Annotated in this window: 15 protein-coding genes; 14 read left to right on the top strand and 1 reads right to left on the bottom strand. The window is 73.3% G+C overall.

Annotated features, from left to right (window positions below):
- Nucleotides 1-48 precede the first annotated feature (48 nt).
- The 3 genes from VB059_RS03610 to crcB are packed head-to-tail and all read left to right on the top strand — an operon-like array spanning nucleotide 49 to nucleotide 1465.
- Entirely contained in the window at nucleotides 49-591 is a 543-nt protein-coding gene (locus tag VB059_RS03610; RefSeq protein ID WP_323420662.1) for a universal stress protein, read from the top strand.
- The gene (locus VB059_RS03605; protein WP_323420661.1) at nucleotides 588-1091 is read left to right on the top strand and encodes a CrcB family protein; all 504 of its coding nucleotides are present in this window, start codon (nucleotides 588-590) and stop codon (nucleotides 1089-1091) included. Before VB059_RS03610 ends, VB059_RS03605 begins: the two co-directional genes overlap by 4 nt.
- A complete protein-coding gene (gene crcB, locus VB059_RS03600) occupies nucleotides 1088-1465 on the top strand; it encodes a fluoride efflux transporter CrcB (RefSeq protein WP_323420660.1) in 378 nt (125 codons plus the stop codon). Before VB059_RS03605 ends, crcB begins: the two co-directional genes overlap by 4 nt.
- 150 nt (nucleotides 1466-1615) lie before the next feature.
- Here the strand turns inward: crcB and VB059_RS03595 are convergent, their stop codons facing one another.
- Entirely contained in the window at nucleotides 1616-2179 is a 564-nt protein-coding gene (locus VB059_RS03595) for an inorganic diphosphatase (protein ID WP_153572455.1), read from the bottom strand.
- Nucleotides 2180-2262: 83 nt separating this feature from the next.
- Here VB059_RS03595 and dacB point away from each other — a divergent pair, with 83 nt between their 5' ends.
- The 11 genes from dacB (at nucleotide 2263) to VB059_RS03540 (ending at nucleotide 12783) form a co-directional block, all read left to right on the top strand.
- Nucleotides 2263-3669 (top strand): D-alanyl-D-alanine carboxypeptidase/D-alanyl-D-alanine-endopeptidase, encoded by a 1407-nt coding sequence (dacB, locus tag VB059_RS03590; RefSeq protein ID WP_323420659.1) that lies wholly within the window; start codon nucleotides 2263-2265, stop codon nucleotides 3667-3669.
- Nucleotides 3670-3695: 26 nt separating this feature from the next.
- Complete coding sequence (locus VB059_RS03585) at nucleotides 3696-4625, top strand: zinc-dependent metalloprotease (RefSeq protein ID WP_323420658.1); 930 nt, start codon at nucleotides 3696-3698, stop codon at nucleotides 4623-4625.
- Nucleotides 4625-5752: a tRNA lysidine(34) synthetase TilS gene (gene tilS, locus VB059_RS03580; RefSeq protein ID WP_323420657.1), complete on the top strand. Its 1128-nt coding sequence runs from the start codon at nucleotides 4625-4627 to the stop codon at nucleotides 5750-5752. Before VB059_RS03585 ends, tilS begins: the two co-directional genes overlap by 1 nt.
- Before the next feature lie 11 nt (nucleotides 5753-5763).
- The gene (gene hpt / locus VB059_RS03575) at nucleotides 5764-6315 is read left to right on the top strand and encodes a hypoxanthine phosphoribosyltransferase (protein WP_323420656.1); all 552 of its coding nucleotides are present in this window, start codon (nucleotides 5764-5766) and stop codon (nucleotides 6313-6315) included.
- 164 nt (nucleotides 6316-6479) lie between these two features.
- The gene (gene ftsH, locus VB059_RS03570; RefSeq protein WP_416339494.1) at nucleotides 6480-8711 is read left to right on the top strand and encodes an ATP-dependent zinc metalloprotease FtsH; all 2232 of its coding nucleotides are present in this window, start codon (nucleotides 6480-6482) and stop codon (nucleotides 8709-8711) included.
- Entirely contained in the window at nucleotides 8704-9321 is a 618-nt protein-coding gene (folE, locus tag VB059_RS03565; protein ID WP_323420654.1) for a GTP cyclohydrolase I FolE, read from the top strand. The genes ftsH and folE overlap by 8 nt, the downstream gene beginning before the upstream one ends.
- A gap of 47 nt (nucleotides 9322-9368) precedes the next feature.
- A complete protein-coding gene (folP, locus tag VB059_RS03560) occupies nucleotides 9369-10223 on the top strand; it encodes a dihydropteroate synthase (RefSeq protein WP_323420798.1) in 855 nt (284 codons plus the stop codon).
- Nucleotides 10224-10233: 10 nt separating this feature from the next.
- Nucleotides 10234-10611, top strand: a complete 378-nt coding sequence (gene folB, locus VB059_RS03555; protein ID WP_323420653.1) for a dihydroneopterin aldolase — start codon at nucleotides 10234-10236, stop codon at nucleotides 10609-10611.
- A 171-nt stretch (nucleotides 10612-10782) separates the two neighbouring features.
- Entirely contained in the window at nucleotides 10783-11331 is a 549-nt protein-coding gene (gene folK / locus VB059_RS03550) for a 2-amino-4-hydroxy-6-hydroxymethyldihydropteridine diphosphokinase (RefSeq protein ID WP_323420652.1), read from the top strand.
- Complete coding sequence (locus tag VB059_RS03545) at nucleotides 11328-11888, top strand: DUF3180 domain-containing protein (RefSeq protein WP_323420651.1); 561 nt, start codon at nucleotides 11328-11330, stop codon at nucleotides 11886-11888. Before folK ends, VB059_RS03545 begins: the two co-directional genes overlap by 4 nt.
- 220 nt (nucleotides 11889-12108) lie before the next feature.
- The gene (locus tag VB059_RS03540) at nucleotides 12109-12783 is read left to right on the top strand and encodes a hypothetical protein (protein WP_323420650.1); all 675 of its coding nucleotides are present in this window, start codon (nucleotides 12109-12111) and stop codon (nucleotides 12781-12783) included.
- Nucleotides 12784-12844 lie beyond the last annotated feature (61 nt).

Raw genomic sequence — 12844 nt, 5'->3', positions numbered from 1 at the left:
GCAGGCGTGGGTGCGGGCAGCGTGTGCCGCCCGCGGGAAGGGGATCCGATGTCACCCGTCGTGCCGCAGCCCGAGCCGTCCCGGCTCACCCCGTTCGGCGGCCACCCGATCGTCGTCGGTGTGGTGCCCGCGCTGCCGGAGCTGGTGGTGCTGACGGCCGTCTCGCTGGCCCGGGCCACCGGGGCGGTGCTCTGGTTCGCGTACGCCGATCCGGAGCGGGTCACGGTCGAGGAGCACCCCGACGGCACCGTCACCCACACCCCGGTCGATCCCGACGGGGTGGCCGCGGACTGGCGTCGCACCGACGAGGAACTGCGGGCCCGGCTGGCCGAGCAGCTGGCCGAGGTGCCCGACGTCGCCTGGCAGTTCCGCTACCTCGCCGGCCGGCCGGACCGAGCACTCACCCACCTGGCCCGTGCCGTCGACGCCGCGGCCTTCGTCATCGGCGCCCGCACCCCGGGGGTGCGCGGCCGGGTGCGGGAGCTGCTCGACGGCTCGGTCGCCGTGCAGCTCACCCACCACCAGCACCGGCCGGTGCTCGTCGTCCCGCTGCGGGTCGTCGACTGGGCCGAGCCGGTGGGGCCGGCATGACCGCGGCGGGCCGCGTGGTCCGGCCGCGGCCGGCGCACCTGCAGGGGCGCTTCCTCGGCCCGGTCGCGGCCGGTGGTGCCGTCGGCACCGGCGTACGCCAGGGGCTGGGGTTGCTCATCCCTGCGGCGGGCGCCTTCCCGCTGGCGATCTTCCTGATCAACCTCACCGGGGCCTTCGTGCTCGGCGCGCTGCTCGAGGGGCTGCTGCGGGCGGGCCCCGACGAGGGGCGTCGCCGGGACGTACGACTCACCGTCGGCACCGGGTTCCTCGGCGGCTACACCACCTACAGCAGCCTGGCGGTCGCGACCGGCCAGCTGTTCCTGCACGGGCGGCCGGTGCTGGCAGTGGCGTACGGGCTGGGCAGCGTGGTGCTCGGGGTGGCGGCCGCCGCGCTGGGGATCGGCATCGTCCGCCGGCTGCCGGGGCGGGCCGGGCGGACCGAGCTGCCGGGGTCGTCCGGGCGGGCCGGCCGGCGGACGGGACGCGGGGGTGCCCGATGAGTGTGGCGGTGTTCCTGGGCGTGTGTCTGGCCGGGGGAGCGGGGGCGGCGCTGCGGTTCGTCGTCGACGGCTGGGTGCGCTCGGCGCTGCCGATGCGGTTCCCGCTGGGGACGACGGTGATCAACGTGACCGGGTCGTTCGTCCTCGGTGTCGTCACCGCCCTGACGGCCGGCCACGTGCTGCCGACGACGTGGAGCACAGTGCTCGGCACCGGCCTGATGGGCGGCTACACCACCTTCAGCACCGCGAGCGTGGAGACCGTACGCCTGCTGGCGTCCGGTGACGTACGACTGGGCCTGCGGGCCGGGCTGGGGACGCTGGTCATCGGCGTGCTGGCCGCGCTGGCCGGGCTCTGGGCCGGGTCACTGGTCTGAGCGCCGGGCCGCTCGGGCCGGGCCGAGGCCGGTCCGGCCCGATCGGCCCGAGCCGGACCCGAGGACGCCGATGGCCCCGCCGTCCGGGGGACGGCGGGGCCATCGGGAGCCGATGCGTGTCGCGGAGAGACCGGACCCGTGTCGGGGAGCTCAGTAGTGGTTGACCTGCAGCTGCTCGTAGTCGGTGCCCTTGGCGCGGTCCATCGAGGCGCGGATCTCGGCCTCGGCGTCGTCGCGGGACGCCCAGGTGGCGCCCTCGACCGACTTGCCGGGCTCGAGGTCCTTGTAGACGGTGAAGAAGTGCTCGATCTCCAGCAGCTGGAACTCGGGGATGTCCTCGAGGTCCTGCAGGTGGTCGCGGCGGTGGTCGGCGACCGGCACGCACAGCACCTTGTCGTCGCCGCCGGCCTCGTCACGCATCCGGAACATGCCGATCGCGCGGCACTTGATCAGGCAGCCCGGGAAGGTCGGCTCCGGCACCAGCACCATGGCGTCCAGCGGATCGCCGTCCTGGCCCAGGGTGGTCTCGATGAAGCCATAGTCGGAGGGGTACTGCGTCGCGGTGAAGAGCGTCCGGTCGAGGACGATGCGGCCCGTGTGGTGGTCCATCTCGTACTTGTTCTTGGTGCCCTTGGGGATCTCGATGGTCACGTAGAACTCCAGCCCACTGGGCTGCGTCGCCGAACCACCAGACACGCGGTAATCGTCAGTCACCTTTGGCTCTCTCTATGATTTGTGCGGACCGGTCACGGGCGAGACTACCGAACCGGGTGCCGGGGTGTGAGGAGTGTGCTGCTATGCGTCGACCGGGTGGCCGTCGACCCCTGATCGTCGCGGGCGCCGTGGTCTGCGCGGTGGCGCTGGCCGCGGTGGCGACCGACGCCGGTGCCGGCGCCTGGATCGAGGCCCGTACGGGCACCGCCCCCGCCCTGACGGCGACCACCGACGCCGACGCCCGGGCCCTGATCACCGCCCCGCTCCCGGCCGGCCACATCATGGCCCTGCCCACGGTGTCGGGCGGCACCGTCCCGGACGCCGCCACACTCGCGGCCGCCATCGCCGCGGCACCGACCGACGGGCTGAAAGGGGGCCGCTACGGCATCGTGACGGACCCGGCCGGCGGCACGGTCCTCTATGACCAGGGCGCCACCCAGGCGGTGATGCCGGCCTCGACGATGAAACTGCTCACCGTCACCGCCGCCCTCGACCTGCTCGGTCCCGACCACCGGTTCACCACCCGGGCGGTGCGGACCGCGCCCGGCACCGTCGTGCTCGTCGGTGGCGGGGACCCCTATCTGTCCTCCGGGTCGGTCGCCGCGGCCCACCCGGAACGGGCCGGTCTGGACGACCTCGCCGCGCAGACCGCCGCCGCCCTGACGGCGGCCGGTAGCACCAGCGTGGCGCTGCGCTGGGACGCCTCACTGTTCAGCGGCCCGAGCCTGCACCCCGACTGGCCGGCCGCCTACGCCGACCAGGTCACCCCGGTGACGGCCCTGATGACCAACGAGGGCCGGCTGTCCGGGGTGAGCCCTGGGCCGCGGACCAGGACCCCGTCGGCCGACGCGGCCCAGGCGTTCGCCGGCGCCCTGTCGGCCAGGGGCATCACCGTCACCGGCACCACCGCCCTCGACGGGGCCCTCCCGGCGGGGGCCGAGGAGTTGGGCCGGGTCGAGTCGATGCCGCTGTCCACCATCGTCGAGACCCTGCTCACCAGCTCCGACAACGACGCCGCCGAGGCGATCGGGCACCAGGTCGGGATCGCCGCGGGGGCCGGCGGCTCGTTCGCCGGTGGGGCGAGCGCCGTCGAGCAGGTGCTGCGCCGCCGCGGTCTGTGGGACGAGGGGGCGGTGCTCCGCGACGGGTCCGGCCTGTCCCGCGACAACCGGGTCACCCCGCAGATGCTCGCCCGGGCCGTCTCCCTGGCCACCACTGACGCCGCCTTCCGGCCGCTGCTGACCGGGCTCCCGGTGGCCGGCGCGACCGGGACGCTCACCTCCCGCTTCGCCCGCCCCGGCGCCGAGGCGGGCCGCGGCGAGGTCCGGGCCAAGACCGGCACGCTGAGCGGTACCAGCGCGCTGGCCGGCTATGCCGTCACCGTCTCCGGGGGTGTGGTGACGTACGCCTTCGTCGTCAACGACGCCAACAACGACGACACCGCCCGGGCCTGGCTGGACCGGGCATCCTCCGCCGTGGCGGCCGGCTGACGTCGGGCACGGGCTAGCCTCGCAGCATGAGTTCTCTGCCGCGGGTCGACTGGGCCACCGCCGCCGCGACCGCCGCCCGGCTCACCCCCGCCGGTCCCGTCCCGGGTCCCGCGGAGGCGGCCGCGGTGGTCGCGGACCTGCGCGACGCCTCGGTCCGGGCCCAGGCGTACGTCCGGGAGATCACCCGGATGGACCCACCCGGGTCGCGCCGGACGTACGTCATCGACCGCGGCTCGTGGATCCGGGCCAACCTGGCCGGCTTCGCCGAGGTCTTCGACGGCCCGGACCAGGCCGGGTCGGCCCGGATCCGGGAGGCATCGGCCGGGGTGATGGCGGGTGCCGTCCTGTCCGTGCTGTCGCCGCGGGTGCTGGGCCAGTTCGACGTGTTCCACGGCCTTGCGGATCCGGCCGTGGACCGGGGCCGGCTGCTGCTCGTCGCCCCGAACATCCACGCCATCACGGGCAAGCTCGGACTGGACGGCGCCGACTTCCGGCTGTGGGTCTGCCTGCACGAGGAGACCCACCGGGTGCAGTACGGCCGTGCCCCGTGGCTGGCGGACCGGCTGGCCGAGCTGGTCCGGGTCGCGGTGAGCGCCGGGCCGGCCGCGTCGGATCACGCCACCGACGCCATCACCGCGCTGATGAGCGTGGTCGAGGGCCACGCCGACGTGGTGATGGACCAGGTCGGCCCGCAGGTGATCGGGACCCTGCCGACCATCCGGGCCCGCTTCGACAAGCGCCGTGAGGGCCGCCCCGGCCTGGCCCGGATCCTCGGGCGACTGCTCGGGATGGAGAAGAAGCTCGCCCAGTACCGCGAAGGGGCGGTGTTCTGCCGCTCGGTGCAGCGGCTGGCCGGAGTCGAGGCGTTCAACCGGGTGTTCGACTCCCCGGACCTGCTGCCGAGCCTGGCCGAGGTCCGCGACCCGGACAGCTGGATCAGGCGGGTGCGGCCCTGATGGCCCGGCGCGCCCTCGGGCCCGCGACCCTCGCTGTGGTCCGGGCCGTGGCCGACGCCTGGCGGGACCCGGCCCGCGACCCGGCCGGCAGCTGGCTGGTCGGCTGCTCGGGCGGCTCGGACTCGCTCGCCCTGGCCGTCGGCGCCCGCCTGGCCTGCGACCGGGCCGGCGCTGCCGATCGGCTCGGTGCCGTGGTTGTCGACCACGGCCTGCAGCATGGGTCGGCGGAGGTGGCCGCGACGGTGCGCGACCGGCTGATCGGGATCGGCTACCGGCCGCAGGCGGTCCAGGTCCGGCGGGTCGTCGTCGAGCCGGCGGCGATCGCCACCCGCGGGCTGGAGGGCGCCGCCCGCTCCGCGCGGTACACGGCGTACGAGCAGGCCCTCGGTGCGATCGGCGGGCCGGCGGCCGGGTCCGAGGTGCTGCTCGGGCATACCCGTGACGACCAGGCGGAGACCGTGCTGCTCGGCCTGGTCCGCGGGTCCGGGGTGCGGTCGCTGGCCGGCATCGCGCCCCGCCGGGGGCCGTACGTACGCCCCCTGCTGGAGCTGACCCGGTCGACACTGCGGGAGTGCTGCCGGGAGAACGACCTGACCTGGTGGGAGGACCCGTTCAACGCCGACGACCGGTACGCCCGGGTGCGGGTGCGGCACCGGGTGTTGCCGGCGCTGGAGGACGCGTTCGGCGGCACCGGCAGCGTGACCGCGGCGCTGGCCCGCACCGCGGCGCTGGCCCGCACCGATGCCGACTTCCTCGACGCGCTCGCCGAGGCGGCCGAGGAGGACGCCGTCCGCCCGCCCGACGACCTCGACTGCGCCGAGCTCGCCTTCCTGCCCGAGGCGCTGCGCACCCGGGTGGTCCGCCGCTGGCTGGTCCGGGCCGGGGCCCGCGAACCGGGGGCGGTGCACGTCGAGGCGGTCTGCCGGCTCGTCACCCATTGGAACGGGCAGAAGGGCATCGACGTGCCGGGCCTGCGGGTCGTCCGCCGGGACGGCCGCGTCGTCGTCGCCGGGGCCGAGGCGGCGACCGGGGAGGCCGTCCGGGACCTGCCCGGGGACGCGACCGGATGCGACCGGCGGGCGGGCCGTCAGGTGCCCCCGGGTGACGGCGCGGCGTCAGGTGTGTGAAGCTGTGACACGTGGATGCTGACGCGATCGCAGGTGACCTGACCACCGTTCTCTACACCCCCGAGCAGATCCGGTCCCGGGTGGCGGAGCTGGCCGCGGAGATCGACCGCGACTACGGCGGCCGGGACGTCCTGCTGGTCGGCGTGCTCAACGGCGCCGTGATGGTGATGGCCGACCTGTGCCGGGCCATGCAGAGCCACTGCGAGATGGACTGGATGGCCGTCTCCTCGTACGGGTCGGGGACGAAGTCCTCCGGCGTCGTCCGGTTCCTCAAGGACCTCTCCGTCGACATCCACGACCGGCACGTCCTGGTCGTCGAGGACATCATCGACACCGGCCTGACGCTGAGCTGGCTGCTGTCCAACCTCGCCTCCCGCAAGCCGGCCAGCCTCGAGGTGGCGGCGATGTTCCGCAAGCCGGACGCGATGCAGGCCGACATCGACTGCAAGTACGTCGGGTACGACATCCCCGCGGAGTTCGTCGTCGGCTACGGCCTCGACTTCGACGGCAAGTACCGCAACTACGACGGTCTGGCGATCCTCGACCCGCGCGTCTACAGCTGACCCGGCCGGGCCCGTCGGCCGGCCCCCGTCGGCCCGGACCGGTCGGTGGGCTCCTACCGGAGGGCCCCTGTGGGTGGGCGTCCGCCGGGGCGGCGGCGGTGCCGGTGGTCCGGAACCTGTGGGATGTTGGGCGTGCAAGGTAGAGTCAACATGCTCGTCCAAGCCTGAGTCAGGAAACAACTGTGCAGCGAATCTTCCGCGGTCCTCTGATCTGGGTCGTCATCGTGCTCGTCGCGCTGGTGGCGATGAGCCAGTTCGCCGGGAACTCGTCCGGTTACCAGCCGAAGGACACCTCCCAGGTCGTCCAGATCCTCGACGGGAACGACAAGATCGACAACGTCGTCCTGCAGACCGGTGAACAACGGGTGCTCGTCACGATGGCCGACGCACAGAAGACCAAGTACAGCACCTACTGGGCCGGCAACCAGGACGACCTGATCATCGCCCGGCTCAATGAACGGGTCAGCCAGGGCACGCTGCGGACGTGGAACGCCACCAGCGCCAAGCCCAGCTTCTGGGCCGGGCTGCTGACGACCCTCGTGCCGTTCCTGCTGCTCGGCGCCCTGTTCTTCTTCATGCTGAACGCCATGCAGGGCGGCGGCTCGCAGGTGATGAAATTCGGCAAGTCCCGGGCCAAGGTGGCCAACAAGGACACCCCGAAGACGACCTTCGCCGACGTCGCCGGCTGCGAGGAGGCGATCGAGGAGCTGCAGGAGATCAAGGAGTTCCTCGCCGAGCCGGCCAAGTTCCAGCGGGTCGGCGCCAAGATCCCCAAGGGTGTGCTGCTCTACGGCCCGCCCGGCACCGGCAAGACGCTGCTGGCCCGCGCGGTCGCCGGCGAGGCCGGCGTGCCGTTCTTCTCGATCTCCGGCTCCGACTTCGTCGAGATGTTCGTCGGCGTCGGTGCCTCCCGGGTCCGCGACCTGTTCGAGCAGGCCAAGGAGAACCGCCCGGCCATCATCTTCATCGACGAGATCGACGCTGTCGGCCGGCACCGCGGTGCCGGCATGGGCGGCGGTCACGACGAGCGCGAGCAGACCCTCAACCAGCTGTTGGTCGAGATGGACGGCTTCGACGTGCACGGCGAGGTCATCCTGATCGCCGCCACCAACCGCCCCGACGTGCTCGACCCCGCGCTGCTGCGCCCGGGTCGGTTCGACCGGCAGATCCCGGTCGAGGCGCCGGATATGAAGGGCCGGGAGAAGATCCTCCAGGTGCACGCGGCCGGCAAGCCGATGGCCCCGGACGTCAATCTGTCCACCGTCGCGAAGCGTACGCCCGGCTTCACCGGCGCGGACCTGGCCAACGTGCTGAACGAGGCGGCCCTGCTGACCGCCCGTAACAACGCCCCGGTGATCACCAACGCGGCGCTGGACGAGGCGATCGACCGGGTCATCGCCGGCCCGCAGAAGCGCACCCGGCTGATGAACGAGCACGAGCGGCTCGTCACCGCCTACCACGAGGGCGGCCACGCCCTGGTCGCCGCGGCGATGCCCGGCACCGACCCGGTGCAGAAGGTGACCATCCTGCCGCGTGGCCGCGCCCTCGGCTACACGATGGTGATGCCCGACGCGGACAAGTACTCCCAGACCCGCGGCCAGCTGCTCGACCAGCTCGCGTACATGCTCGGTGGCCGGGCGGCCGAGGAACTGGTCTTCCACGACCCGTCGACCGGCGCCTCGAACGACATCGACAAGGCCACCAAGACGGCCCGGGCGATGGTCACCGAGTACGGCATGTCCGAGCGGATCGGCGCCGTGAAGCTCGGCAACGGTGACGCCGAGCCGTTCCTCGGCCGTGACTTCGGCTCCCAGCGCGACTACTCCGAGTCCGTGGCCGGCGTCGTCGACGAGGAGGTGGCCAGGCTGGTCGGCAGTGCCCATCAGGAGGCGTTCGACTGCCTGGAGGAGAACCGGGCGGTGCTCGACGAGCTGGTGCGCCAGCTGTTCGAGAAGGAGACCCTGGGCCGCGACGAGGTGGAGAAGATCTTCGAGCCGCTGAAGCGCCACCCCGAGCGCGGCGCCTGGACCGGCTCCGCCGACCGTCGCCCGTCGATGATCCCGCCGATCACCCCGCCGCAGAAGCCGCTGACACCGGCCCCCGCCCCGGTGCCGCTGCCGGTCGGCAGCCCCGGGCAGACCCCGGTCACCTCGGCCCCGGTGGACCCGAACTGGCCCGCGCCGATGCCGCCGATGGCACCGCCGCCGGCCCCCGGCGCACCGGCCCAGCAGGGCCCGTCCACCGGTCCCTGGCAGCCGCCGGCGCCCGGCGCCCGGCCCGGCCCCTGGGACGGCCGGGAGCACACCGCCGACGGCACCTCGCCGAACGGATCCCAGAGCGGCCCGCAGAACGGCCCGCAGGACTCCGATGACCGGTGGGGTGGCTCGCGTGGCTGACCGTGACACCACCGCGAACCCGGAGACCTGGGGCAGCGCGCAGCGCGACTTCGACCACGAGCGGATCGCCGCTGCCGTCCGCGAGATCCTGATCGGTATCGGTGAGGACCCTGATCGCGAGGGTCTGCTCGAGACCCCTGAACGGGTCGCCCGGATGTACGGCGAAGTGTTCGCGGGCATGCGCCGGTCCGGCGGCGAGGTGCTGTCGACGACCTTCGACATCAACCACGGCGAACTGGTCCTGGTCAAGGACATCGAGGTCTGGTCGATGTGCGAGCACCACCTCGTGCCGTTCACCGGGGTCGCCCACGTCGGCTACATCCCCGGCTCCGACGGCCAGGTGACCGGTCTGTCCAAGCTGGCCCGGCTGGTCGACGTCTACGCCCGCCGTCCCCAGGTCCAGGAACGACTGACCACCCAGGTCGCCGAGGCCCTGGTGACGCACCTGCACCCTCGCGGCGTCATCGTGGTGATCGACTGCGAGCACCTCTGCATGACGATGCGCGGGGTGCACAAGCCGGGGGCCCGGACGGTCACCTCCGCGGTCCGCGGCATCCTCCGCAACCCGGCGACCCGGGCCGAGGCCATGGGCCTCATCATGGGGCGGTGAGCCCGGCCGCCGTGACCAGTATCCCGCTCGCCCCCCGCACCCAGGTGATGGGCATCGTCAACGTCACCCCTGACTCGTTCTCCGACGGCGGGGAGCACTTCGGCACCGACAGCGCGGTGCGGCACGGGCTGCGCCTGCTCGACGAGGGGGCCGACATGCTCGACGTCGGCGGGGAGTCGACCCGGCCCGGCATCGCCCGGACCCCGCAGGCCGAGGAACTGCGCCGCGTCGTCCCGGTGGTCGAGCAGCTCGCCGCGCGTGGCGCGATCGTCTCGGTCGACACCATGCGCGCCTCGGTGGCCCGGGCGACCGCCGCCGTCGGCGCCCGGATCATCAACGACGTCTCCGGCGGCCTGGCCGACCCGGAGATGTACGCCGCGGTCGCCGACGCCGGCTGTGCGTACGTGGTGATGCACTGGCGGGGCCACTCCACCGAGATGGACCGCCGCACGACGTACGACGACGTGGTCGGCCAGGTCCGCGACGAGATCGCCGAACGGGTGGAGCTCGCCGTGGCCGCCGGGATCGCCCGCGACGACATCATCGTCGACCCGGGCATCGGCTTCGCCAAGACCCGGGAACAGGACTGGGAGCTGCTGCGCCACGTCGATGTGTTCGGCGCCCTCGGTCACCCGGTGCTGATCGGGGTGTCCCGCAAGCGGCTCCTCGGGGAGGTGGTGGCCGGCACCCGGCCCGAGCACTCGCCCAAGGACCGCGACTTCGCCACCGCGGCTGTCACCGGCTGGATGGCCGAACGGGGCATCTGGGCCGTCCGGACCCACGAGGTCCGGGCCCAGCGCGACGCGATCGCGGTGGTCCGCGCACTGCGCGGGGACGGTCCTCGCGACGCCGCGACCGACCGGGTCGTGGACACCTTCCTCGCCGGCGCCGACGAACCCTGAGGAGACTCCTGTGGCACTTTTCCCGCCTGACCTGGACCGGATCACCGTCACCGGGATCCGGGCCACCGGCCACCACGGGGTGCTCCCCGAGGAGCGGCGCACGGGGCAGCCCTTCGTGGTCGATGTAACGTTGGGGCTGGATCTGTCGACGGCGGGAGCCACCGACGATCTGACCACCACCGTGGACTACGGTGTGGTGGCCCGGCAGGTCCACGACGACATCGCCGGCGAGCCGCTCGACCTGATCGAGGCACTCGCCGATCGGATCGCCCGTACGTGCCTGGGGCACCCACGCGTCCATGCGGTGGAGGTGACCGTCCACAAGCCGGAGGCGCCGATCACGGTGCCCTTCGGGGACACCAGCGTGACGATCACCCGCACCCGCTGACCCGCGGCGGTGCGACCCGCCGTCCACCCGGACGGCAGTTCACTGCAGGTTCGCACCCCGAGCCTTCCGGCACGATGACGTGCCGGCCCCACGGAGCCCCCTCCGACGTCGACCGACCGGTCCGGCGTCGCGACCCTCCGCGGAGCCACCCCTACGACGAGAGGAACGGACATGTCCACCACTCCCTTCGGGATCAACGCCGACACACTGTCCCTGCGCCCGCTGCGCAAGGTCGTGTTCGCCCTCGGGTCCAACCTCGGCGACCGCCTCGACCAGCTCGACCAGGCCGTCGCCCAGCTCCGCGCCACCCCGGATCTGCGGATCGTGGCGGTCTCCCCGGTCTACGAGACCGCGGCGGTCGGCGGCCCGGCCGACAGTCCGGCGTTCCTGAACGCCGTGGTCGTCACCGAGACGACCCAGTCCGCCGAGGCGATGCTCGCCCGGATCGGTGCCATCGAGGAGGCCGCCGGACGCACCCGCGAGGTGCACTGGGGGCCGCGTACGCTCGACGTCGACATCATCGTGTACGGCGACCGGATCATCGACGAGCCCGAGCTCACCGTGCCGCACCCGCGGGCGCACCAGCGCGCGTTCGTGCTGGCGCCGTGGGCCGACGTCGAGCCCGACGCCGTCATCCCGGGGCACGGCCCGATCGCCGAGCTGCTCGCCGGGCTGGAGACCGGCGGCATCCGCCGGCTGGAGGAGTGCATCGCCGCATGAGCCGAGAGCTGCCGCCCGAGGACCTGCCGGAGGAGCCCGTCGACGAGTCGGTCGAGCCGAGCATTCTCCCCACGCCGCCGCGGATGCTGGTGGTCGCCGCGCTCCTCGGCGGCGTGGTCGGGTGGCTGCTCGGCCCGGTGGTCGAGCACACCGGGCGTACGCCCCTGTACGTGCCGTGGACCGCGCCTGCGCTGCTCGCGGTCGCCGCGGTGGGGCTGGCCGTGGTCGCCCGGCGGATGTGGCGTACGGTCCACGTCCTGCGGCACCCGGTGGCCCCCGAACGGGGGCTCCACTCCCTCGTCCTGGGCAAGTCGGCGGCGCTGCTGGGGGCCGCCCTGTTCGGCGGTTACCTGGTGTTCGGCCTGTCGTTCCTGCCCCGACTGGAGATCGCCGCCGGGCTCGGCCGGGTGGTGAACTCCGGCATTGCGGCGCTGGCCGGCGCCGGGCTGTCCGCGGCGGGGTATGCGCTGGAACTGGCCTGCCGCGTCCCGCAGGACAAGGGCCCCGGCGATCGCGGGGGTGCGACCCCGCCCGGAGGCGATGACCAGCAGGCCTGAACAGGCCTGAACAAGGTCCGAGCAGGGCCGACCGGGCCTGAACAAGGTCCGAGCAGGTCCGACCGGGCCTGAACAAGGTCCGAGCAGGTCCGGACAACAGGCCGGAGGTGGCTCGCCCGGCCCGGGCGGCGTCCCTGTAGCCCATATCTCGGTGGGATAACGCTGAGCGACACGCGTGTCAGCGGGCACAGTGCTGGCGCGGCCGACTAGTCTCGTCCTCGTGAGTAGTGCAGCTTCCGGCCATCGCGCCGTTTCTTCCCCCGCACGTAAGGTGACCGTCGGTGTGCTCGTCGCGGGCATCGTGCTCGCGGCCGCCCTGGCCATCGGTGATGTCTGGGTCGTCCGTGCCGGCGTGGCGCTGGCCATCGCCACCGCCGTCACCGGTGTCGTCCTCGCCTGGCGCGAGGCCACCATCGACCGTCGGGCCGCGGCCCGCCGCGACCTCGAGATCGCCCGCGCCCAGGGCCTCGAGCTGTCCCGCGAGCGCCGGTCCAACATCTCCGTGGTGAACTCCCTGGAGGCGCGCAACAACGCGATCGCCACCCGGGTCGACGACCTGACCACCGAGATCCGCACCCTGCGCGCGGAGATCGCCACCCTGCGCAAGGTCAAGGGCGAGCTCGTCCAGGACATCGCCGAGCGTGACGTCGATCTGATGGCCCTGCGCAACGAGCTGCTGAAGGCGCAGCAGGAGCTGCGCAAGCTCGTCGGCGACGAGGCCGAGGTCTTCGCGATGCCGCGCCGCGGCGCACTGAAGGCCCACTCCGCCGAGTCGGAGTGGGCGACCCTGCCGACCGCCGAGGAGCTGTGGTCGGACGGTGACCACCCCACCGTCGTGGACATGAAGGCGCTCGTCTACCCGACTCCCGAGCAGGAGCAGCGCCGGCACGCCTGAGCCGGCCACGAGACGCTGCACCGGAACCGCCGGAGGCCGCCCCCCCCTGTTGTGGGCGGCC

Source organism: Raineyella sp., assembly GCF_034933565.1.
Classification (GTDB): domain Bacteria; phylum Actinomycetota; class Actinomycetes; order Propionibacteriales; family Propionibacteriaceae; genus Raineyella.
This window is presented reverse-complemented; position numbering and strand designations above follow the sequence as displayed.